This window comes from Acinetobacter sp. NIPH 2100, from assembly GCF_000369805.1.
In the GTDB taxonomy this organism is placed as follows: Bacteria; Pseudomonadota; Gammaproteobacteria; order Pseudomonadales; family Moraxellaceae; genus Acinetobacter.
The window spans coordinates 1610713-1631296 of sequence record NZ_KB850224.1; the positions used below are offsets into that span (position 1 = coordinate 1610713).

A 20584-nucleotide genomic window follows, 5' to 3' on the forward strand; every position below is an offset into this window, starting at 1 on the left:
AGTGTAGTACATTTGATGAGCGTGAGAGTTATGGAAAACTTGGAGCCGTATGCTCAAGGGTTTGAGCAAGAAGTTCATGTACATTGTAAAAGATCTTTAGGTACGTTGTTATTCAGCTTTGTCGTATTGATTGCAACGAGCTTATGAGAGAAAAAAGCACCTTCGGGTGCTTTTTTAAATTCGGGTCCATTTTCTGTTTCGTAAATTTCTTAATTCAAAAAATTATATTCAAGATTTAAAAATAATATGTATTGCGGATCAATCATTAACGGTTTCTCAGCGTTATTGACCTATCAAAATTATTGAAAGATTCTAGTTTTATTGTTCATTCTTGTTGGGATAAGCTTTGTACATTATTGAGTAAGAAATTGTTTTTAGGTGAATTTCAAATGTATCGCGATATAAAAAAACCAACGCATTTAGATGATGTTGTATTTAAAGAAAGCAAAGCATATAAAAATTCTAATGAGTGGAGTTGGGTCAATCCAAAGCATGGTGAGTTTGACCATCCTGCAAATTACTATGAAAGCGCTTTGGAAGATTGGTCTTGTTTTGACGCTCTAACTGCCGATCAAGAATGCGATGTAGTCGTTATTGGCGGAGGGCTGTTGGGTGCTTCAACAGCCTTGCATCTGGCTGAACAAGGTGTAGATACGATTTTGGTTGAAAAGAATCGAATTGGCTCTGCCGCTTCAGGTCGAAATGGCGGGCAGCTTACGCCTGGTCTGGCACGATGGGAAGCTGAAGAAATGATTAAGCGCTTTAGTTATGAAGATGCTAAAAAACTGTGGCATTTTACCTCTACAGAAGCGATGAGCTTAATTGATCAGATTGCAGAAAAGTATGCTGTAAATTTAGCGCGTAAGCGTGGACATATTACCGCTGCAGTGCATGAGGGTCATTTGATTGCTTTGACTCAAGGTGCAGATGCTCGGAAATATTTGGGCGAAGATCATACGAAAGTTGTGGGTGAGTATGAATTAAAAGAGTTAATCAAATCTGACCTATATAAAGGTGGTTTGGTGGATGACTTGGGTGGACATATTCATCCTTTGGCTTTAAACCGTGCTTTGGTACATGGCTTTTGTAAAAATGCTGGGAAAGTTTTTGAACAAACTGAAGTCACTTCAATTTCTGAGCAAGCAGATGGTATTTATGTTCAAACAGCGACTGGTGTGATAAAAGCACGTAAAAGTGTGGTGATTGCTGTGCACCATAACGCGTTTAAGTTGCTCCCTGAAAAGAAACAAACCGCGATTCCATTCCATACTTATATCGCAGTGACGGCGCCATTGGGAGTGCCACTAACTGAATTATTACCTCAGGATCATCCTGTTTACGATACGCAATTACAGATTGATTATTACCGTGGTGTCTCGAAGAATAGATTGCTTTTCGGCGGACAAGGAACAGGTACAAGCTGGAGTGTAGGGCACATTAATCAATATTTACTAGGCCGAGTGAATAAAGTGTTTCCACAGCTAAAAAATGTTGAGATGGATTTCTGTTGGAGTGGCGTCAGTGATCTGACCATGAATGGCGCGACTGATAGTCGTAAGTTTGGAAATAAATTTCCAATTTATGCGGTACATGGCTGGAGTGGGCATGGTGTAGCGCAAACGGTGCGTATTGGTAAGGCTATTGCGGATGATTTTGCGGGTTTGAATCAGGATTATGCGATGTTAACCAAAATTCAGCATAGCGATATCCTGTTTGGGCGTTTGTTGGCACCATTGGCGATTCCAATGTCAAAAGGTTGGTATGGTGTAACAGGGATGCTCAATCCGGGCAAAATGGTTTCGTTTTAACCATCTATTTATCATCAAGTAATATAAAAATGCCTCTTAAATGTGAGGCATTTTTTATGTTGTTTCGTGATGAGTGATCATGACAGATAGAAATTGAATGAGCCGATTAATTTGATTTTTTTCTATATATGGATAAGTATTATGTATGCAGTGAGGTAAAAGGATGAAGTCCATGGATATTATACAAGTCAAAGATTTTTCTGCGGTGACAGGGTATACACAAGCGATCCTGGAGATGGATGAGTGGGTTGCGACCCGTCCTCATTTTTATGTGATCAAAGAACATTACTTAGTTGATGAAGCAATTCGACTGGAATATTTCATTATCCAATAGTTTTATGTGAGCTGCTCCAATTTATTCAGTTTGCATCGACGTTCCACGTTAGTATCGATTGGGAATCTCTCTGCTGTATTTCTATGCAAGACGTACGCTAATCTATGTTTTTGTTTCAAATCATAGACATAATCTTTGAATTTTTTTGCTATCTTTGCCTTTTCACTTTATCAGAATTCAAATTATGAAAAAGATCTTAGTTTTAGCTGCGGTTCTTACCTCACTTGCAGCGTGTTCAGCAACACCGAATAAAGACACTACACCACCTAAAATTGGTATGGCGAATCCTGCTAGTAAATATTGTGTTGAGCAAGGGGGTCAGTTAGAGATTCGAAATGAAACCAATGGTCAGGTAGGTTACTGTAAATTACCAAATGGTCAAGTGGTTGAAGAGTGGGAGCTTTTCCGCGCGAACCAACCTAAATGTATCGCTGATGAAGCAGCTAAGTTGGTTGGACAGTCTGGTTTAACAGAATCGCAAATCAAGCAAAAAACCAAGTCTGAGATTGTGCGCAGTGTTGGACCAAACCAGCCTGTAACCATGGACTATCGTGAAAACCGCGTTACGGTAACCATTGACCCTCAGTCTAAAAAGATTACTCAAGCAAGTTGTGGCTAATCTTCAAAGCAGGTCTGCTCGGCTCTCAATTGGATTTAATTTAATTGGGAGCTTTTTTGTACAAGCTATCGTATAAGACTTGATAAATTAAGAAATGTACCCATCAATTAATGTATTGAGTTTATTTTATTTGTTGTGTCAGGATTGTTTCATCAATATTGCACAAAGTTTTAATTTTTTGAGATTTGACATGAATCTACTTCTTATCGTGGTATTTGGCACAATTGCTGAAGTTTTAGTTTGGATTGGCGTGGGTGACCTCGTTGGAAGTATGTGGTATGTCTTTTTCTGGTTCATTCTCGCATTCTTTATTGGTCTAAACCTTGTGCGTTCAAGTACCTCGGGTATTATGCCGCAGTTACAACAAATGCAGATGACCGGACAATTGGGCGGTGATCCAGCGGTAACCAAAAAACTTGCACTTGCGATGGCTGGTTTCTTGTTAATGGTTCCTGGTTTGATTTCTGATGTGTTGGCGGTATTGGTACTGATTCCATCCGTTCAAACCGCATTTCGTAATGCACTGATGAAAACCATGGCGAAACGCCAGCAAGCGATGATGGATAAAATGATGGGGGGTATGGGCGGCGGTGCAGGTGCTGCTGGACCAAATCCATTTGCTGATCTGATGCGTCAAATGCAGGATATGCAGAACCAACAAGGTGGTGGTCAATATCGTGATTCAACCATTATTGATGGTGAGGCGCGTGAAGTGAAGCCTGATCAAAAGAAAATTGAATTTAAAGATGTAAACTAATCTAATGCGTTTAAAAAAGCACACTTTATAGTGTGCTTTTTTTATGTCTGATCATTCTGTTCTTGCTGATTCGCTATTTGCTCTGAATTGGGCGTTTGTTTATCTGCTTCTTTGTTTTGGGGCTGATATTGGCTTGATCGGAGCGTAGTAATTTCATTTTCAGATTGTTTGTATTTGCGACTACGATTTGCTCGCTCGCGAAATCCACCTTTATTAATTAATTCAGTCATGATGTATTCCACATGTTTGAAAAGATTATTTTATCAAATTATGTGAAAGATCAAAATAATATTAATAACTTAAAGATTTTCTTTGGATGTGGAATCTAATCAAATTGTCATAAAAATTTGTTAATTTGAATGAATAGGTCAGAAAACTAGATTGAATTCTCGTTTTTTTTCTCATAGGATAAAAGTGTGACATTTGAAAATGTTGTAAAAAGAAAATAAAAAATAAGCGGTAGGAGGAATAAATGATGTTATATCAATATCATTGTGCATGTTGTGACAAGGTCGTCGCATCAACCGATAAAGAGTGCCCATATTGTGGTTCTCATCATATCCGTAGTCCGTATGGAATGTGGATGTTTTGTGTAGCGGCCTGTCTTGCAGTTGTTGTCGTGATTAAACTTGCACATTTATATACTCAGCATCATCAAGAAGATCAGCCAGTGCAAAGCAATTCCTTGTTTGAAATGTTTAAGCAAGATAATACCAATTCGAATAAATAATGTCGGGGCAATAAAAAAGCTCGCAATTGCGAGCTTTTTCACAGAAGAGCAGTGCGGATTACAATCCAGCTGCATCCTTAAGCGTTTCAACTTTATCTGTTTTTTCCCAAGTAAAGGCAGAGTCTGAACCTTCACGGCCAAAGTGACCATAAGCTGCAGTTTGCTTGTACATCGGTTGAATCAGGTTCAGCATACGTGTGATGCCATATGGGCGTAAGTCGAAGTGTTCACGAACAAGTTGAATAATCAACTCGTCAGATACTTTACCTGTATTGAATGTATTGATTGAAATCGAAGTTGGTTCAGCAACACCAATTGCATAGCTGACTTGGATTTCACATTTATCTGCTAACCCAGCAGCAACAATGTTTTTTGCAACGTAACGACCAGCGTAAGCAGCAGAACGGTCAACTTTCGATGGATCTTTACCAGAGAAAGCACCGCCACCGTGACGCGCCATACCGCCGTAAGTATCGACAATAATTTTACGACCAGTTAAACCACAGTCACCTACAGGGCCGCCAATCACAAACATACCTGTTGGGTTGATGTGGAATTTGGTGCCCGCATGAAACATTTCAGCAGGGATGATCGGCTTCACGATTTCTTCAATAATCGCTTCTTTCAGCTGAATTTGAGAAATTTCAGGGTCGTGTTGAGTTGATAATACAACTGCATCTAAACGTACTGGTTTGCCGTTTTCATAAGCAAATGTTACTTGGCTCTTCGCATCTGGGCGTAACCACGGTAATGCACCCGAACGGCGTAACTCTGCTTGACGCTCCATCAGACGGTGCGCATAAGAAATTGGTGCAGGCATCAGCACATCAGTTTCACGGCTTGCGTAACCAAACATTAGACCTTGGTCGCCCGCACCTTGATCTTCAGGTTTCTGGCGGTCAACACCTTGCGCAATCTCAGGAGATTGTTTACCGATCATATTGATCACGGCACAAGTTGAACCATCGAAACCTAAATCAGAATGATGATAACCAATGCCATTTACGGTTTGGCGTACAATTGCTTCAAAATCAACGTTTGCTGTCGTTGTAATTTCACCAGCAAGAACAACCGCACCTGTTTTTACTAATGTTTCACAAGCGACACGCGCATACGGGTCTTCTTTTAGGATTGCATCTAAAATTGCATCGCTAATTTGGTCAGCCATTTTATCTGGATGACCTTCGCTTACAGATTCTGAAGTAAAAACAGCATACTCGCGCATGAACGTCCTATCACTGGTATTTTCAAAAAGACAGAGTATGTTACATCGACTTGGCTTATAGGACTAGCACAAGCTGACTAAAAAGCAGGAATTTATTCTATTTTCATTATGTTTTTATTGATATGTGTATCAGTAAAATTGATATTTAGTGCTTTTTATATGAATAAAGCTGTAATCGACGGTCTAAATTTTTTCTGGATTGCGCAGTGTTTTGTTTATCACTTGAACATTTACCCACAGAATGCCAAATGAATACGGGAAAAGTAAGAAATATCGTGTATTGCACTTTACCCACTGTCGTTTTTTTAAGACAATAGTCGCAGTTTTTGAAAGATGATTTCTCATCTTCACTCATATTATTGATTTAATCGGATTCTGACTTATGACAACCCCTTTAAATGAACGTCGTATTGCAAATGCAATTCGTGTCTTGGCAATGGATGCTGTGCAACAAGCAAACTCAGGGCATCCAGGTGCACCAATGGGGATGGCAGATATCGCTGATGTGGTTTGGCGTGAATTTTTAAATCATAACCCAACGAACCCGCAATGGGCGAACCGTGACCGTTTCGTATTGTCGAATGGACATGGCTCAATGTTGCAATATGCGTTATTGCATTTGACGGGTTATGCGTTATCGATTGATGATTTAAAACAATTCCGTCAATTACATTCTAAAACACCAGGTCACCCTGAATATGGTTATGCACCTGGTATCGAAACAACAACTGGTCCATTAGGTCAGGGTATTGCGAATGCAGTTGGTTTTGCATTAGCAGAAAAAACTTTAGCTGCTCAGTTCAACAAAGACGGTTTGAATGTTGTTGATCACTTCACTTACTGTTTCTTGGGTGATGGCTGTTTGATGGAAGGTATTTCTCACGAAGTATGTTCACTTGCAGGTACTTTAGGTCTTGGTAAGCTGATTGCTTATTATGATGACAACGGTATTTCAATTGATGGTGAAGTTGAAGGCTGGTTCAGTGATGATACTGAACAACGTTTCAAAGCTTACGGTTGGCAAGTCCTTCGTGTAGACGGTCATGATGCTGCTGCAATTCGTCAAGCAACTGTCGAAGCGAAAGCTGAAAGCAATAAACCAACCATCATTATCTGTAAAACGATTATTGGTTTAGGTTCACCAAACAAACAAGGTAAAGAAGATTGCCACGGTGCGCCACTGGGTAAAGACGAAATCGTTTTAACGCGTGAAGCATTAGGCTGGAAAGAAGATTCTTTTGTTATCCCAGAAGATGTATATGCAGCTTGGGATGCAAAAGCGAAAGGTCAAACCTCTGAAGCAGCTTGGAATGAATTATTTGCTCAATATCAAGCAAAATATCCAACGGAAGCAGCTGAATTATTACGTCGTATCAATGGCGATTTACCTGCTGAATTTGCTGCACAAGCTGACGCATTTATTGCTGAAACAAACGCAAAAGCAGAAACCATTGCAACACGTAAAGCAAGCCAAAATACTTTGCAAGCATTCGGCCCATTACTTCCTGAATTATTAGGTGGTTCGGCTGACTTAGCGGGTTCTAACTTAACACTTTGGAAAGGTTGCCAAGGCGTACAAGAAAACCCAGCGGGCAACTACGTGTATTACGGTGTTCGCGAATTCGGTATGACTGCAATCGCGAATGGTGTGGCTTTACACGGTGGCTTTGTTCCTTATGTTGCAACATTCCTTATGTTTATGGAATATGCACGTAATGCAGTGCGTATGTCTGCATTGATGAAGCAACGTGTGATTCATGTTTATACACATGACTCGATCGGTTTAGGTGAAGATGGTCCTACACACCAACCAATCGAACAAATTGCATCGTTACGCGGTACGCCAAACTTAAATACATGGCGTCCATGTGACACAGTGGAAGCAGCTGTTTCTTGGAAATCTGCACTTCAACGTAAAGATGGCCCATCAGCGTTAATTTTCTCTCGTCAAAACTTGCCATTCCAAGCACGTAATGAAGCTCAAATTCAAAATGTTGCAAAAGGTGGTTACGTGCTTGCTGAAGAAAAAGGTGCGTTAAAAGCAATCATCATCGCAACAGGTTCAGAAGTTTCATTGGCTATGGAAGCATATGCACAACTTGAAGGTGTGCGTGTGGTGTCTATGCCGTGTGCTGAAGAGTTCATGAAGCAAGATGCTGCTTACCGTGAAGCCGTATTGCCTGCACATATTCGTGCACGTGTAGCGGTTGAAGCGGCACATGTGGATTACTGGTGGAAGTTTGTTGGTTTAGACGGTAAAGTGATCGGTATGACCACTTATGGCGAATCTGCTCCTGCAAAAGACTTGTTCCAATTCTTCGGTATTACCACTGAAGCGGTTGTGGCTGCGGTTAAAGAATTGACTGCTTAATTGAATTAAGTGGTATAAAAAAAGCGCTCTGATTAAGAGCGCTTTTTTTGTTTTTAAAACTTCCGTGTTGAAATCCATGATCAAGTATGGTGGTATGCTATTAAACCAAAGAAACTCAATAAGCCCGAAATACTGGGAAAGATTTGGTTATTAAATAATGGCTAGAGCAAAAACTAAAATAGGCGATATATTTTCCGTCAAGCTCGATGAGAATCGTAAAAAATACTTTCAATTGATAGCTTTTGACTTAACTCAACTTAATAGTGATGTTATCAGGGTGTTCAATAAAGTGTACTCTCAGAATGAAAATCCTAATTTATTTGAGATAGTCAGTGGAGAGATTGATTTTTATGCTCATTGTGTAACGAAATTTGGCCTAAAAATGAATTTATGGGAGAAAGTTGGGAATATCTTAGAAGTTGGGGATATATCTAAAGTTCTCTTCAGAGATACGAATGATTATGGTGGCAAGGTTGGTGAGGACAAAATTAAGATATCTGAAAAATGGTATGTGTGGCATATCAATGACGATGAATTCACTCGAGTTGGTAAGTTAGAGGGTGAGAATAGGAAAGCTGAGATAGGCATTGTTGTTAACCCTAATGATATTGTGGAACGCATAAAAACAGGCAAATACGATTTCGTTTATCCTGAATTTGAATAGCAAATCAAGGCTGGGTAAATCCCAGCCTTTTTACTTCACCGTTTCACTGTGTTTGCTCTTAGGGTTTCAATATCTTTGTTATTCACTACCCATTTCTTATCTTTGATTAATGTAGTAATTATTCATCCAACACGCGATGGTTATTTTCCGGCTCCTTCATTACCAAGTGGAGCAAAATTCGTCACATAAATTAATCTCTTAGATAAATTTTCTTCTTTCAGCAGGAAAGTGTTTTACTATTGCATAACCATTTGTTCTCTGTATATGTGATGGTAAGAATGGCGGTATGCTATTAAACCAAAGAAATTCAATAAGCTCAGGAATACTGGGAAAGGTTTGGTATTAAATAATAGTAAGAGTAAGTACTAAAATAGGTGATATATTTTCTGTCAAGCTCGATGAGAATCGTAAAAAATACTTTCAGTTGATAGCTTTTGACTTAACTCAACTTAATAGTGATGTTATCGGGGTGTTCAATAAAGTGTACTCCCCGAATGACAATTCCGACTTATTGGAAGTAGTCAGTGGAGAGATTGATTTTTATGCTCATTGTGTAACTAAATTTGGATTAAAAATGAATTTATGGGAGAAAGTTGGGAATATCTCAGAAGTTGGGGATATATCTAAAGTTCTCTTCAGGGATACAAATGATTATGGTAATAAGGTTGGTGGGGAGCGAATAAATATATCTCATAACTGGCATGTGTGGCATATCAACGATGAAAACTTCACTTCTGTTGGTAGATTGGACGGAGAAAATAGACTCTCTTATATTGGTTTAGTTATTAATCCATTAGGTGTTATTGAACTATTGAAAGGTAATAAATACCCTCCAAACTACCCTGATTATCAGTAGCAATTCTCAGCTGGGTGTACGCCCAGCTTTTTTTGTAAAGATTGGATTGCCGAAACCTAAATTTTACAACAAATCTATTTATATCATTCATCCAATACTTAATTCACTCTGAATCGAAATATTAGACGTTAACAACTTATGAATCGGACAGCTTTCTGCGACTTTTAACAAACGTTTATGCTGATCCTCGTTAAATTCACCTTTGAGAATAATTTTACGTTCAATATTATTTTGACCTGACTCAGGCTCGCCATTAGGATTCAGTGCTAAATCCACTTGAACGTGCTCTAGCTTAATGCCTTTATGCTTGGCATACATTTCTAAAGTAATGGTGGTACATGCGCCCAAAGCGGAAAGTAACAGCTGAACTGGATTTGGCGCGGTATCTTGCCCACCTTTGTCAGCTGGCTCATCTGCATACCATGTATGACCAGCAGGATCTGTCAAGCTAACGCGATAAGGTGTTGATGTACTGAGTGCTTGTGCTGTGTGAGTCATATTCTGCCTTGTTGTTTATCTTTAAGAATTTAAATCTAAATTGATCATGTTCTTTCGATGTTCAATTGTCTAGTACCGAATGGTCTTATGATAGGCGCTTTAAATAACAACTGTAACGCTTTTATTGTTGCATGGATGAAACATATCGTTTTATAAAGAATGGTGAATAAAAATACTTGATCTATACACTAATGACGATACCAAACAAGGATACGAAAAATGCAATTTAAAACATTAAGCCTCGGTTTAGCAGTTGCTTTAGCAAGTTCAGTGACTTTGGCAGCACCTGTAGATTATAAAATTGATCCAACACATACTGCGACAGTGTTTAGCTGGAATCACCTTGGTTTCTCTACGCCAAGCGCAAATTTCACTGATATTCAAGGCACAATTAAAGTTGATACTGCAAAACCTGCAAATTCATCTGTGGAAGTGACGATTCCTTTAAGCAGTGTGAATACAAATGTTGCTGCTTTAGATAAAGAATTCCAAGAAGAAGCTTGGTTTAATGCTGCGAAATATCCAAACATTACTTTTAAAAGTACCAAAGTAGAAACCAAAGATAAAAAACACTTCAAAATTACAGGGGATTTAACGGTTAAAGGTGTGACCAAGCCTGTGGTATTAGATGCTGTTCTAAATAAACAAGGCGAGCATCCAATGGCGAAAGTACCTGCGATTGGTTTCAATGCAACAACGAGTTTTAACCGCTCTGCATTTGGTATCGGTAACTACGTCCCGAATGTTGGTGACAAGATCACTGTGAATATTACAACCGAAGCAACTGCTGCGAAGTAATATTAATCCCAAGGAAAAGCCTAGATGAGCACATCATCTAGGCTTTTTGGATTCCAATAATATATATTTATTAAAATTCTAATATTAGTTAAAAATTAGTAATCTAATAAAAATAAACATCAGCTGTGTTTGATCTTGGATCTGCGTTTTGATTGGTAGATATAACGAATTGAATCGACCACTTCACCAACAAAAATACACTCTTCATCCAGTGGAATGATATTGGGTTTGAATTCAGGATTGAGTGCCTGCAAATATCTTGAATTATCCGTTTCAATCACTAGACGCTTAAACGTTGCGTCTTCATGCTTCCTCACTACAATCATATCACCTGACTGCATATCGCTGTATTGCACGGTTGGATCAACCAAGATGTAATCGCCCTCATGAAAGACAGGATAATTACTCAGACCTTGTACCTTTAGATAGAAGCAGTCATCGCAATCATCTGGTAGTGGAAGCCATTCTTCAACCTGTGTGATATCAACCGATTCAACATTGGTGAAAACACCCGCTTGTACCCAGGAGAGTACTGGCGCCATATTGGCTTTTACAGGGGAGATATTCGAAGCATCTTCATGATTCGATTCTTTCGGCGTGGCATGTCCTTGACCTGTTTGCAGCCAATAGGCATCTACACCCAAAAAATTAGCAATCGAAGCTAAATGTGATGATGAACTGACCAGTCCTGTTTCAAGCTGGCTGAGCGCAGATTGTGTAATACCAACCGCAGCAACCACATCTTTTTGCGACTTCCTGGCATTTTTTCTTGCTTCTTTGAGCCGGTCTTTAAGCATTTTAATACACCTTAAATCAATAAATTAAGAATATTAGTAAGCTAATGTGAAGTCAAATTAGTATTCTTATTGAATTAATATTAGTTTACTAATATAATTGATCTATTCATTCGGTTAAATGCGAGAGGTGCGGTATGAACAAGTCAATCAATCCCAACATGCATATTAAGCAAAATCTCAATACGGAAATTGAAGCATGGTTGGCACAAGGCAATGTCATCACAAAGATTCAAAATACATATGAGCAGCGCTTGAAAGCAAGACCAAGTCATATTGTTAAGTTTGTATCACCAGAAAAAACCCAAAAAGAATTAAAGAAAATTGAACGAGTCGCAAATCAAGCAACTGCAGCTCAAATTCAAATGTTCAGCCAGTGGCTAGATGCGCATAAGGGACGAGCAAAAGCATTGGTGCAGATTCTAGGTTGTGCACATAGTTATATTTCTCAAATCAAAAGTGCAACTCGGCCCTGTACAAAAGCTCGATTTGAAGAAATTCATCAGGCCATGACGATTGTTGAAGCGAGAGAAAAGTATCACTAAACGCGCCCAAAAGAATAATCGTTAAATCACAAAATATATAAATCAATACGAGGTGAAGATATGAATGCAAATATAGCAAAGTTTGAAAAATTTGAATGGTTAATGCGTGGACTCACAATGCGTTCGCCAAACTTAGAGCCTTTTGTTCGTGGTACAGGTGAGAGACCGTTGGGTTATGAGGATCGTTTAGGGGCGATTGCCTCAATGCAAAGTCAATTGGCAAAGTCGGTTACCGCATTGATTGTGTTTGAACATAAAAGCAAACAGGACTATGAAGAGGTTCGTCAGCATTTGGCTAACGTATTTGTTGAACAAGCAGTACGAGATAGAAAACGAGAACCTGAACGTATTGCGATGTACCATCTGGCTTGGTTGATAGCACGCATGGTGTTGGATTTTGTTTTAGATCCAGATTTGGAAGAAAATTATACAGCCAAAGGGCGGTTAGCCTATGCGGGTATTAGTCGGCATCAGATGAATGTTGATTGTTATAGAAAGACATGGAAAGGTTACGAGATTCAAATGATGAATGTGCTTGAAACTGCAATTAATGAGGCTGAAGCAGCAATTGAAGAATATAGAAGAAATATTTATAAAATAATGAAGGTATAATGTTTTATAGTTATAATTATAAGCGCTATATTTATTCTTATTTTATTGTTTAAATATTTGTTATTAAAAGCTCATTTTAAGGTGGGCTTTTAATATGTAAGTACGATAAAAAATATCCAAAGATAAGGAAGCTAAATATGTTCAGAAAAAATTCATCAATTTTGACTTTAATCTTTGTTGTCTTGGGTGGAATTTTCTATTCAATTTATGGATCAAACTCATTATTTCCAACAAAACCTGTTCGGATAGATTCTAGATGCTATGGCGTTGATGTACCTAAATCAATAAAATACAATGAAATGGAAAATTTTTGCTCATGCGTTCATATGGGTGGGCACGTAAGTAAAGAGGAAAACTATAAATATTGTGTTAGTCGTTTTGATTCTAAATAAAGACTAATATAAAAATTATTTGATTATTTATTTTTGATTAATAAGAGTGAGTATCGCTATTCTAGTTAATCGATTTTAGTAAGAAATATTTACAAAGATATTCTAATTTAATATTTCCATTTTTGAGGAAATTAAGTTATAGTTTTAATATGATGGTCGATTTATATATATTTGACCTTAACTAAGAAGCTCATCAATAGATGGGCTTTTTTATTACCTGAAAACTCGGTTCCTTGTGGATACCGAGTTTTTTTATATCTACGGGTTAGCAGTCGTTATCCATTATGAGTGACTTAAAAGCCGAAAATAACTGAAGGTGATTAAAATGAATTGTACAAATAAAATGATGCAAGCTTCTTGCTCAATCAAACATCTAGACCTTCTTTCTTATGCAGATATTGTGCCCGCGATCATGCAGACGACAACCGATCTAAAGGCGATTGCATATATTGAAGGAAATGATCAATTGGGCTCTGTCAAAGTAAAGGACACATGCGAAGCTTCTGTATCTGCATTTTTCCAAGCCCAGAAAGGTCAATTTTCGCTGAGCAGTACAAATGCAACGCAAGGCTCAATGGTCATCGTAGGTGTGGATCAGCAACCTGAATATAAAGTGACATTAAGCCAGATTGAAAATGGCTTTGTGATCCATAGTTATTTTTTGGATGAAAAATTTGTGGTGACTTTGGGAGAATATAATAGTTTAAATAATGTCACTTTCATTCAAGCGCATCCATCAGCAAAGCCGATTGTGACATTTGAAATTACAGGTGTTCAATCGATGAAAGTCTTTATTGACTACGAGCTCGTTGGAACATGGCATTCAACGAATGCGCTGAAATTGCCAAAGTATTATCAAATCGTGGCTCAAGCTGATGTACAGCAGCTGGATTTTGATCTGCGAGAAGCCTATGTCAGCTTGGATTATAAAATGCCATCTGAACTCGAAGATGGTGTTTATTATCACTTAACCAGTAAAGGTGAAATCTTGGGTTCGCAAGTGAATGCAGGCGATTTTATTCAGTTTCATCATCAGCAAAGTGAAATGATGCATTATCCACAATAGTATGAATTTAAAGAAAATTAATAAGTGAGGTTGATAAAAATGAATTGAGAGCAGTATGTGATGTGATTTTGCTTAAAACGTCAATCTAGGCCTTAACTTTGAATAAGTTAAGGCCTTTCTATTTATGGAGGAAAAATAATGACAGAGTTTGTTTCAACGGGTGCAGGGATTGCAGCCGTTATTAAATCCTATGGAGTATTTTTTATTGTCATGATGGCACTTACTTTTATGTTTTTGGCTTGGATGGTGGTGATCATGACTCGGCTACCTAAGTCTCGACGTGAATGGGTGGTTTCACTCATTTCAACAGCAGTGGGCAGTATCGCAGGAGGTGCTTTTGTGATTCAGCACTTTAGTTTGCAAGAGTGGAGTCAAAACCCTTATGGCGCATTTGCCTTAGGTGGGCTGTACTTTCTTTGTGGATTGCCGGTATGGGCGATCATTCGTTGGACTTTTAATTATATTAATGCAAGAGAAGACTTGACCATCTTGGATGTTGCCAAAGAGGTGAAGGAATTTAAAGATAAATTTTAGCTAAAAAATCCAATGCCGCCTTCGGGCGGTTTTTATTATAAAGAGGAAAAAGACATGAAAATAACACAAGAGGGTTTTGATATTTTGCGTCAGACATTTGGAAAACTTAGTCAGTCTCAGGTAGATGGGATTAATTTCTTGGTTTCGGTTTTAGATGAAGACACGGGTATCACACGCCCCCAAGCCGCCTATATGTTGGCAACGGCTTGGCATGAAACAGCACACACCATGCAACCTGTGATTGAGTACGGTTCCGAAAAATATTTAAGATCTAAGCAATATTATCCCTATATTGGCTATGGCTATGTACAGTTAACTTGGTTGGCGAACTATAAGCGCATGGGGGATTATCTCAAAGTTGATCTAGTCAAAAATCCAAAACTGGCTTTACAAGCGGATATCGCAGCCCGTGTCATGATTGTTGGAATGAAAAAGGGCATGTTTACGGGTAAAAAATTATCAAATTACATCCATCAAAATCACAAAGATTATATCGGTGCTCGGCGAATTATTAATGGAACTGATAAAGCTGAGTTAATTGCTGGATATGCAGAGACCTTTGAGGCAGCTTTACATGCTTCTGAACGAGTTGCTTTATCCCATTAAAACAATAGAAGCCCATACCATTCGATATGAACTTCTATCTCAATGTAATTTAGCCTAGAAGCCTATGCCGTGGCATGGAATGCATTAGCATAAACAACTTCACCAGTAGGGACATGTTCAGAGAAGGGCAAGACCTGAAAGTATTCAGCGGGAACGTCTGCTAATCGTAGTCTTGAATCTGCTTTAAAGCCGAATCGGCCGTAATATTCTGGTTCACCCAATAAAACACAACCCATTGCATCTAAGTCTTTAAGTGCTTCAATACCAGTACGTATCAGTTTGGAACCTACACCTTGACTTTGATATTCTGGTAGTACAGAAACTGGACCAAGTCCATACCAACCTGTTGTACCATCAGAAATTTTCACGGGTGAAAAAGCAATATGTCCGACGAGTTTGTGGTTGTGTATTGCGACTAAAGATAAGGTCAGCTGGTTTGAATCTCTTAAAGCATTCACAATAAACTGTTCGGTATGACTGGAATGTTCTACAGTTTCAAAGGCAGCTTGGGTTAAAGTAAAAATACTCTGGATATCAGAGATATTTTCATCTCGAATATGTATGTTCATCTTTATTTTCTCTTGTGTTTCTTGATTCAAAATGCCTCGAATCTGTTTGAGTAAGGGTGAGGCATTTGTATATTTTTCACCATAAGTGAGATTAAAAGCATAATCAAAATCAGCAGGATTAATGCCTTGATTATGCTGCAAAATGGTCTCCAACTTATCCAGTGCTTTGACAAGTCTTGCTTCAGGAGTCGATGCATTTTCGTATTCCTCCCAAAGTGTTCGAATCAAGGTCTGTGGATGTTCATCCAGAGATTCCGTCAGTTGATAAAGATCCTGTTTCTCCTGTTGATGCTTATCAGGAAATTGATCTTTCAGAATGGCTGGAATATCACCATGGATTGCTTCACCGAGATCGTGAATCAGGCACATTTTGAGCAGCTTTTCAAAATCAACCTGTTTAAATTGATCTGCAAAAATCATCGCCATCAAGCATAAACGCCAGCTATGTTCGGCTGTACTTTCTTGACGGCCATTAGAGGTGTGTGAAAAGCGGATCACATTTTTCAATTTTTCTGCTTCGCGCAAAAATGCTAAGCGGTTTTGAATGACATCTAGTTCCATTTTATTTCTCATAAATAAACCATCTGTAATTTGGACAAACCCGTTCTCAGCTTGTGTTAGACATCATCTATACACAACCAGAGCTCATCCAAAGCGATGGTTGTTTGTTAACGATTGTCTAACTGTGGGCGCACGGATCTCAGCCCTTGTAAATTGATCTGATAGGGTTGTCCATTGATGGATTTAATCAATCTTTTCTTTCTTAGCTTGTTAAAAACGTCGAGGCTACAATCGGACAGCAGGAAACCTTCTCGGCTGTAGCACTCTACAGCGATGATTTGACCAAGGTCATTGCGAAGTTTTACGATTTTTCCGCCTTTAGCTAAGACGTGTAGTGTCCGTTGTTCGGACTTAGATAAGTTCATGTTGTTATCCAGATAGTAATAATCACAGGCAAAGTTAGGCATAAAGCCAAAAAATTCGCATAGATAACCAATTTCAATGTGTTATTGAAATTTAGTTACCAGATTACTGCTATCTCCAACATAAAACCCTCGATATGGAAGCGATACGAGATGTATCAGCAAAGATACTAAAACAAGGCGGATTAAAAATCAATAAAGAAGTGAAAAACACGATTTTGAATCGATCACAATTTACTTTTTAGAATGTTTTTCTTTGAGATGTAAATAAGCGGGGACCGATTTCTTGGCTTGTCGGCGCAGCATCATTTTGATGTAAAGCACAATCGCGAAGCAGGCGGTTGCCACCGTAAGCATGAGACCATTCATATAACTCATGACAGAACTGACATAGCCAATGGTCGCAAGACGACGTTGCATGCGTTCAACTTGAGTACTGGATTCAACGCCTGTAATTGCCCAAGTGCATAAGTGCTCACAGTTGTTAATAATTAAATGATAGTGGTTTTCATGCATGCGTGAGCGCATACGCCGTACAACGGCTTTAGCGGTGTAGCGTGGGGATGGGTAATGTCGCACGTAGATTTGCTTACTGCGCGCAAAACATTGGATAGAGGTCATTTCAATTGGATGCTTTTTAAAAATATGGGCAAAACCAGAGTAATGAATGACTCGACCACGTCCTGCATAGATACCGTGGTGACTATAACCAAAGTGTTTTACGATCAGATGTGCGCCAATTGGAAAGCGCGGATGTTTTTGCTGCATGTGGATACAAGGTTATTGTATTTACACCCTTATTTTAATGAAAAAAAGTGAATCAATCGAGGCTATTTAGCATTTCAAGTCCATGATTATGTGTGGTGTTTGTATCTGCTCTTTAGTGCTATGCCTTGCTATGGGAAAATAAACACAAATAGAGGCTTAAAATTTGTATTTATGATGAAAAAATGGCTTTTCCTACCACTTGCATTTTTAGCTGTTCCGACTGTGAATGCGATGCAGCATGAAACCTTGCAATTGAATCATCAAAAATATGATGTCATTAAAATACAACAGCTCAATCAGTTGAAGCTATTCTTAAAACAAGCTCAAAGTAATCGTTATTATCAGAAGTTTGCTGCAATCCAGAACATGTTACCTGCTTGTGAGCAACTCAGTTTTGCAATGAATGCAGGGATGTATCATGCAGATTTTCAACCTGTGGGTTTGTATATCGAAAATGGGAAAGAGCTGACTAAGCTCAATGAAGCAAAGGGCGTTGGGAATTTCTTTATGCAGCCCAATGGTGTCGTTGCTTGGAATGATCATCATGCTGTAATTAAAACGACCGCTGATTATAAGCGAGATCCATTTAAAGCACAGTTTGCAACGCAATCAGGGCCCATGCTGATCTATAAGGGAAAAATTAACAATCAGTTTCTGGCTGACTCGAATTCATTAAAAATTAGAAATGGGGTCGGCGTTAAAGATAATCAGTTGTATTTTGTGATTTCACAGCAACGTGTCAGTTTTTATCAATTTGCACAATTTTTTAAGCAGCAATTGAAAATAGATAATGCGCTGTATCTGGATGGTTCGATTTCAAGTTTGTATTCAGCAAAAACCAAACGACATGATCAAACCTTTAATTTGGGGCCAATTGTCGCAGAAGTGAATAGAGAAAAGTGTAAGTCGCGCTGATACCCTAATCTCTTTATGCAAAGAGATTAGAGAGCGCTTATTTTTATTGGATAGGCGGGTTAATCATCGCAAGTAATTCTTTGCGGCTGTAACCTCGAGAAATCAGTACTTTTTTAATGCCTTTAATGACATCTTCATCTGTTGCTTTAACTAAAGCATCCAACAGTTGTTCATTGGTTTTGCAAGAGCAATCATTTTCGACGCAAGAAGTTTGGTTCTTGTGTTCATTGTATTGTTCATCTGCATTGAACAGTTTTTGCCAAAAACTCATAGAGCCTTCATATACAACCTAACATAGCTCGAAATATAACCACTTTAAAATAAAATACAAGTCAGCTTAAGTGATAAAAGCAGCAGTTGAACTTCAATTTTTTCGATGATTCTTTGAATCTCTAACGAAATTATGACAGTTGAATGACTTGACCTTTGAAAATTATCACTTTTTTATAAATATAGTTTGAATAAAAATAAAGGGTTACTCGAACCCTTTATAAATTTCTGTTACGTTGAAATAATTTGTTTAAATCTTTTCGAGCAAAATACCTGATTCCACATGATGGGTAAAAGGGAACTGATCGAACATCGCAAACTTCACAATTCGATGTGTTTGACTGAGTATTTTTAAATTGTCGTGCAGGGTATCTGGGTTGCATGAAATATAAAGAATACGCTCAAAACCTTGTAATAGTTTAAGCGTTTCATCATCGATACCTGCACGTGGAGGATCGACAAAAACCGTGTCAAAGTCGTAGCTTTGAATGTCGATCTCAGCTTCTTGTAAGCGTCTAAACTCACGTTCACCTTGATAGGCTTGGGTGAATTCTTCGGCGGATAAACGTGCAACCTGAATATTTGCGATCTGGTTCTGCTCAATGTTCCATTGCGCCGCATATACCGAGGATTTGGCAAGTTCAGTTGCAAGGACACGTTTAAATTTTAATGAGAGTGGTAGGGTGAAGTTACCATTACCACAGTACAATTCTAACAGGTCTTTTTCTGAAGCTTCCGCTGCATCACAAGCCCACTCCAACATATGTTGGCACACTTGCGCATTGGGTTGGGTAAAACTACTTTCGATTTGTTTATATTTAAAAGTACGGCCATGAACATTGAGCTGTTCAACGACGTAGTCGTCACCAATAATCACTTTTTGACCGCGACTGCGACCTATAATTTTAATATTCAGCTTTTCTGCTAAGGCTTTGGCTGCAATTTCCCATTCAGCATCTAATTTACGATGGTAAATCAGTGTGACTAACATTTCTCCACTTAAGGTTGAGAGAAAGTCTGCTTCGAAAACACGTTGCGATAGAATAGGAACTGCTTTTAATTCTTCTAATAAGCGCGGCATTAAATCATTAATGCTTCTATCTGCAATCGGAAACGCATCCACACGGATAACTTCTTTTTGTTTACCATCTTCAGCACGTTCAAACATAGCATAAAACAAATCATCTTCGGTATGCCAGATACGAAATTCTGCACGCATACGGAAATGTTGTTCAGGCGATTGAAACACTTCTAAAGCTGGTGGATTGAACGATGCAAATTGTGTGGTAATGCGTTCAACTTTTTCTTGAAGTTGCTGTTGGTAAGATACGGTCATAAAAAAGAAAACTGCAGGTGAAATCTAAACGGGAATGGTATCAAAGTTTTGAGGATTGACCTAGTTTGTTGCTATGAAGTATATAAAATTAGAATAATTTTGATGAAATTCTATTTATGATTCTGGTGGCTCTTATTTATTTAATTACAACAATTGAGGTCTATCAAGTATGACGATGAAACTAATAGTGCTTATTTTTCCTATTTTTTTAGTTGGTTGTTTAGATTCAATGGAATATGTGCAATTAAATAATCAAACAGATATTGCTGTAAAAATTAAGAAAGATAATGGAGAGATGGTATCTATATCTCCTAACTCTAAAGTAGACGTTCCGTTGAATGACTTACTAACTTTAAAGGATAAAAAGAATGGATTTAAGATTTCTATTTTTGCTGAAGGAAAGTGGTTGAATTGTTATATATCTCTGAATAACAATGAATTTAGGGATAGATACCTGAGCGCTAAAATTTTTGATAAAGATCGATATTTGTTTAAATATAAATCAAATGAATTATATATTTTTGATCCTAAGTCTTTAAAAGATATGCATGTAATTGATTGTACTTAATGTGAGTATAAATAAAAAACCCGAAC

At 38.2% G+C, this 20584-nt stretch carries 25 protein-coding genes; 16 read left to right on the forward strand and 9 right to left on the reverse strand.

What is annotated here, in order from left to right; all coding sequences use genetic code 11:
* The first annotated feature begins 389 nt into the window (after nt 1-389).
* From F887_RS10545 to F887_RS10535, 4 genes are all read left to right on the forward strand, one after another.
* A complete protein-coding gene (locus tag F887_RS10545) occupies nt 390-1808 on the forward strand; it encodes an NAD(P)/FAD-dependent oxidoreductase (RefSeq protein ID WP_005293347.1) in 1419 nt (472 codons plus the stop codon).
* Between the two features lie 172 nt (nt 1809-1980).
* Nucleotides 1981-2142 carry a hypothetical protein gene (locus F887_RS18630; RefSeq protein ID WP_171067394.1) on the forward strand — a complete coding sequence of 54 codons (162 nt, stop codon included), beginning with the start codon at nt 1981-1983 and terminating at the stop codon, nt 2140-2142.
* A gap of 184 nt (nt 2143-2326) precedes the next feature.
* Nucleotides 2327-2761, forward strand: a complete 435-nt coding sequence (locus F887_RS10540) for a putative hemolysin (protein ID WP_005293351.1) — start codon at nt 2327-2329, stop codon at nt 2759-2761.
* A 190-nt stretch (nt 2762-2951) separates the two neighbouring features.
* A complete protein-coding gene (locus F887_RS10535; RefSeq protein WP_005293355.1) occupies nt 2952-3518 on the forward strand; it encodes an FxsA family protein in 567 nt (188 codons plus the stop codon).
* Between the two features lie 41 nt (nt 3519-3559).
* Here F887_RS10535 and F887_RS10530 read toward each other — a convergent pair whose 3' ends face one another.
* Entirely contained in the window at nt 3560-3748 is a 189-nt protein-coding gene (locus tag F887_RS10530) for a hypothetical protein (RefSeq protein WP_005293358.1), read from the reverse strand.
* Nucleotides 3749-3990: 242 nt separating this feature from the next.
* On the opposite strand from F887_RS10530, the gene F887_RS10525 reads away from it, so the two are divergent.
* Nucleotides 3991-4248, forward strand: a complete 258-nt coding sequence (locus F887_RS10525; protein ID WP_005152363.1) for a hypothetical protein — start codon at nt 3991-3993, stop codon at nt 4246-4248.
* A gap of 58 nt (nt 4249-4306) precedes the next feature.
* Here the strand turns inward: F887_RS10525 and metK are convergent, their stop codons facing one another.
* Nucleotides 4307-5473, reverse strand: coding sequence for a methionine adenosyltransferase (metK, locus tag F887_RS10520; protein ID WP_005293361.1), 1167 nt, complete (start codon nt 5471-5473; stop codon nt 4307-4309).
* Nucleotides 5474-5855: 382 nt separating this feature from the next.
* On the opposite strand from metK, the gene tkt reads away from it, so the two are divergent.
* The 3 genes from tkt to F887_RS0117930 all read left to right on the forward strand — a co-directional run bounded on the left by tkt (nt 5856) and on the right by F887_RS0117930 (nt 9364).
* On the forward strand, nt 5856-7844 hold the full coding sequence (gene tkt, locus F887_RS10515) for a transketolase (protein ID WP_005293363.1): 1989 nt from the start codon (nt 5856-5858) through the stop codon (nt 7842-7844).
* A 157-nt stretch (nt 7845-8001) separates the two neighbouring features.
* A complete protein-coding gene (locus F887_RS10510) occupies nt 8002-8508 on the forward strand; it encodes an Imm26 family immunity protein (RefSeq protein ID WP_005293366.1) in 507 nt (168 codons plus the stop codon).
* Nucleotides 8509-8857: 349 nt separating this feature from the next.
* The gene (locus F887_RS0117930; protein WP_032862835.1) at nt 8858-9364 is read left to right on the forward strand and encodes an Imm26 family immunity protein; all 507 of its coding nucleotides are present in this window, start codon (nt 8858-8860) and stop codon (nt 9362-9364) included.
* An 87-nt stretch (nt 9365-9451) separates the two neighbouring features.
* Here F887_RS0117930 and F887_RS10505 read toward each other — a convergent pair whose 3' ends face one another.
* A complete protein-coding gene (locus F887_RS10505) occupies nt 9452-9862 on the reverse strand; it encodes an OsmC family protein (RefSeq protein ID WP_005293371.1) in 411 nt (136 codons plus the stop codon).
* Between the two features lie 219 nt (nt 9863-10081).
* On the opposite strand from F887_RS10505, the gene F887_RS10500 reads away from it, so the two are divergent.
* Nucleotides 10082-10660 (forward strand): YceI family protein, encoded by a 579-nt coding sequence (locus F887_RS10500; protein WP_005293373.1) that lies wholly within the window; start codon nt 10082-10084, stop codon nt 10658-10660.
* Between the two features lie 119 nt (nt 10661-10779).
* On the opposite strand, the gene F887_RS10495 is transcribed toward F887_RS10500, so the two are convergent.
* Nucleotides 10780-11457, reverse strand: coding sequence for a LexA family protein (locus F887_RS10495; RefSeq protein WP_005152375.1), 678 nt, complete (start codon nt 11455-11457; stop codon nt 10780-10782).
* Between the two features lie 134 nt (nt 11458-11591).
* Between F887_RS10495 and F887_RS10490 the strand changes: the two genes are divergently transcribed.
* The 5 genes from F887_RS10490 to F887_RS10470 all read left to right on the forward strand — a co-directional run bounded on the left by F887_RS10490 (nt 11592) and on the right by F887_RS10470 (nt 15209).
* The gene (locus F887_RS10490) at nt 11592-11999 is read left to right on the forward strand and encodes a hypothetical protein (protein ID WP_005293376.1); all 408 of its coding nucleotides are present in this window, start codon (nt 11592-11594) and stop codon (nt 11997-11999) included.
* A gap of 60 nt (nt 12000-12059) precedes the next feature.
* Nucleotides 12060-12611, forward strand: a complete 552-nt coding sequence (locus F887_RS10485) for a hypothetical protein (RefSeq protein ID WP_005293378.1) — start codon at nt 12060-12062, stop codon at nt 12609-12611.
* Between the two features lie 717 nt (nt 12612-13328).
* Nucleotides 13329-14069, forward strand: coding sequence for a hypothetical protein (locus F887_RS10480; RefSeq protein WP_005293384.1), 741 nt, complete (start codon nt 13329-13331; stop codon nt 14067-14069).
* 138 nt (nt 14070-14207) lie between these two features.
* Nucleotides 14208-14603, forward strand: coding sequence for a hypothetical protein (locus F887_RS10475; protein ID WP_005293385.1), 396 nt, complete (start codon nt 14208-14210; stop codon nt 14601-14603).
* Between the two features lie 54 nt (nt 14604-14657).
* On the forward strand, nt 14658-15209 hold the full coding sequence (locus F887_RS10470) for a hypothetical protein (protein WP_005293387.1): 552 nt from the start codon (nt 14658-14660) through the stop codon (nt 15207-15209).
* 62 nt (nt 15210-15271) lie between these two features.
* Here the strand turns inward: F887_RS10470 and F887_RS18290 are convergent, their stop codons facing one another.
* From F887_RS18290 to F887_RS10460, 3 genes are all read right to left on the reverse strand, one after another.
* Nucleotides 15272-16339, reverse strand: coding sequence for a bifunctional HD family hydrolase/N-acetyltransferase (locus F887_RS18290; RefSeq protein ID WP_005293389.1), 1068 nt, complete (start codon nt 16337-16339; stop codon nt 15272-15274).
* A gap of 107 nt (nt 16340-16446) precedes the next feature.
* Nucleotides 16447-16704, reverse strand: coding sequence for a YjhX family toxin (locus F887_RS10465; protein ID WP_005293391.1), 258 nt, complete (start codon nt 16702-16704; stop codon nt 16447-16449).
* A 231-nt stretch (nt 16705-16935) separates the two neighbouring features.
* Entirely contained in the window at nt 16936-17469 is a 534-nt protein-coding gene (locus tag F887_RS10460) for a lecithin retinol acyltransferase family protein (protein WP_005293393.1), read from the reverse strand.
* A 171-nt stretch (nt 17470-17640) separates the two neighbouring features.
* On the opposite strand from F887_RS10460, the gene F887_RS10455 reads away from it, so the two are divergent.
* Nucleotides 17641-18384 (forward strand): phosphodiester glycosidase family protein, encoded by a 744-nt coding sequence (locus F887_RS10455; protein ID WP_005293395.1) that lies wholly within the window; start codon nt 17641-17643, stop codon nt 18382-18384.
* 43 nt (nt 18385-18427) lie between these two features.
* On the opposite strand, the gene F887_RS10450 is transcribed toward F887_RS10455, so the two are convergent.
* Complete coding sequence (locus F887_RS10450; protein ID WP_005152392.1) at nt 18428-18655, reverse strand: hypothetical protein; 228 nt, start codon at nt 18653-18655, stop codon at nt 18428-18430.
* A gap of 249 nt (nt 18656-18904) precedes the next feature.
* Nucleotides 18905-19990 carry a tRNA (uridine(54)-C5)-methyltransferase TrmA gene (trmA, locus tag F887_RS10445; RefSeq protein ID WP_005293397.1) on the reverse strand — a complete coding sequence of 362 codons (1086 nt, stop codon included), beginning with the start codon at nt 19988-19990 and terminating at the stop codon, nt 18905-18907.
* A gap of 169 nt (nt 19991-20159) precedes the next feature.
* Here trmA and F887_RS10440 point away from each other — a divergent pair, with 169 nt between their 5' ends.
* A complete protein-coding gene (locus tag F887_RS10440; RefSeq protein ID WP_005293398.1) occupies nt 20160-20558 on the forward strand; it encodes a hypothetical protein in 399 nt (132 codons plus the stop codon).
* Nucleotides 20559-20584 lie beyond the last annotated feature (26 nt).

Excerpts from the sequence above, each read along its gene's own strand:
- trmA (WP_005293397.1), bottom strand. The coding sequence starts at position 19,990 with ATGACCGTATCTTACCAACAGCAACTTCAAGAAAAAGTTGAACGCATT.
- F887_RS10540 (WP_005293351.1), top strand. The coding sequence starts at position 2,327 with ATGAAAAAGATCTTAGTTTTAGCTGCGGTTCTTACCTCACTTGCAGCG.
- F887_RS10485 (WP_005293378.1), top strand. The coding sequence starts at position 12,060 with ATGAATGCAAATATAGCAAAGTTTGAAAAATTTGAATGGTTAATGCGT.
- F887_RS10460 (WP_005293393.1), bottom strand. The coding sequence starts at position 17,469 with ATGCAGCAAAAACATCCGCGCTTTCCAATTGGCGCACATCTGATCGTA.
- F887_RS10440 (WP_005293398.1), top strand. The coding sequence starts at position 20,160 with ATGACGATGAAACTAATAGTGCTTATTTTTCCTATTTTTTTAGTTGGT.
- F887_RS10545 (WP_005293347.1), top strand. The coding sequence starts at position 390 with ATGTATCGCGATATAAAAAAACCAACGCATTTAGATGATGTTGTATTT.
- F887_RS10455 (WP_005293395.1), top strand. The coding sequence starts at position 17,641 with ATGATGAAAAAATGGCTTTTCCTACCACTTGCATTTTTAGCTGTTCCG.
- F887_RS10510 (WP_005293366.1), top strand. The coding sequence starts at position 8,002 with ATGGCTAGAGCAAAAACTAAAATAGGCGATATATTTTCCGTCAAGCTC.
- F887_RS10535 (WP_005293355.1), top strand. The coding sequence starts at position 2,952 with ATGAATCTACTTCTTATCGTGGTATTTGGCACAATTGCTGAAGTTTTA.
- F887_RS10495 (WP_005152375.1), bottom strand. The coding sequence starts at position 11,457 with ATGCTTAAAGACCGGCTCAAAGAAGCAAGAAAAAATGCCAGGAAGTCG.
- F887_RS18630 (WP_171067394.1), top strand. The coding sequence starts at position 1,981 with ATGGATATTATACAAGTCAAAGATTTTTCTGCGGTGACAGGGTATACA.
- metK (WP_005293361.1), bottom strand. The coding sequence starts at position 5,473 with ATGCGCGAGTATGCTGTTTTTACTTCAGAATCTGTAAGCGAAGGTCAT.
- F887_RS10480 (WP_005293384.1), top strand. The coding sequence starts at position 13,329 with ATGAATTGTACAAATAAAATGATGCAAGCTTCTTGCTCAATCAAACAT.
- F887_RS10465 (WP_005293391.1), bottom strand. The coding sequence starts at position 16,704 with ATGAACTTATCTAAGTCCGAACAACGGACACTACACGTCTTAGCTAAA.
- F887_RS10490 (WP_005293376.1), top strand. The coding sequence starts at position 11,592 with ATGAACAAGTCAATCAATCCCAACATGCATATTAAGCAAAATCTCAAT.
- F887_RS10475 (WP_005293385.1), top strand. The coding sequence starts at position 14,208 with ATGACAGAGTTTGTTTCAACGGGTGCAGGGATTGCAGCCGTTATTAAA.
- F887_RS10500 (WP_005293373.1), top strand. The coding sequence starts at position 10,082 with ATGCAATTTAAAACATTAAGCCTCGGTTTAGCAGTTGCTTTAGCAAGT.
- F887_RS10450 (WP_005152392.1), bottom strand. The coding sequence starts at position 18,655 with ATGAGTTTTTGGCAAAAACTGTTCAATGCAGATGAACAATACAATGAA.
- F887_RS10525 (WP_005152363.1), top strand. The coding sequence starts at position 3,991 with ATGATGTTATATCAATATCATTGTGCATGTTGTGACAAGGTCGTCGCA.
- F887_RS18290 (WP_005293389.1), bottom strand. The coding sequence starts at position 16,339 with ATGGAACTAGATGTCATTCAAAACCGCTTAGCATTTTTGCGCGAAGCA.
- tkt (WP_005293363.1), top strand. The coding sequence starts at position 5,856 with ATGACAACCCCTTTAAATGAACGTCGTATTGCAAATGCAATTCGTGTC.
- F887_RS10530 (WP_005293358.1), bottom strand. The coding sequence starts at position 3,748 with ATGACTGAATTAATTAATAAAGGTGGATTTCGCGAGCGAGCAAATCGT.
- F887_RS10470 (WP_005293387.1), top strand. The coding sequence starts at position 14,658 with ATGAAAATAACACAAGAGGGTTTTGATATTTTGCGTCAGACATTTGGA.
- F887_RS10505 (WP_005293371.1), bottom strand. The coding sequence starts at position 9,862 with ATGACTCACACAGCACAAGCACTCAGTACATCAACACCTTATCGCGTT.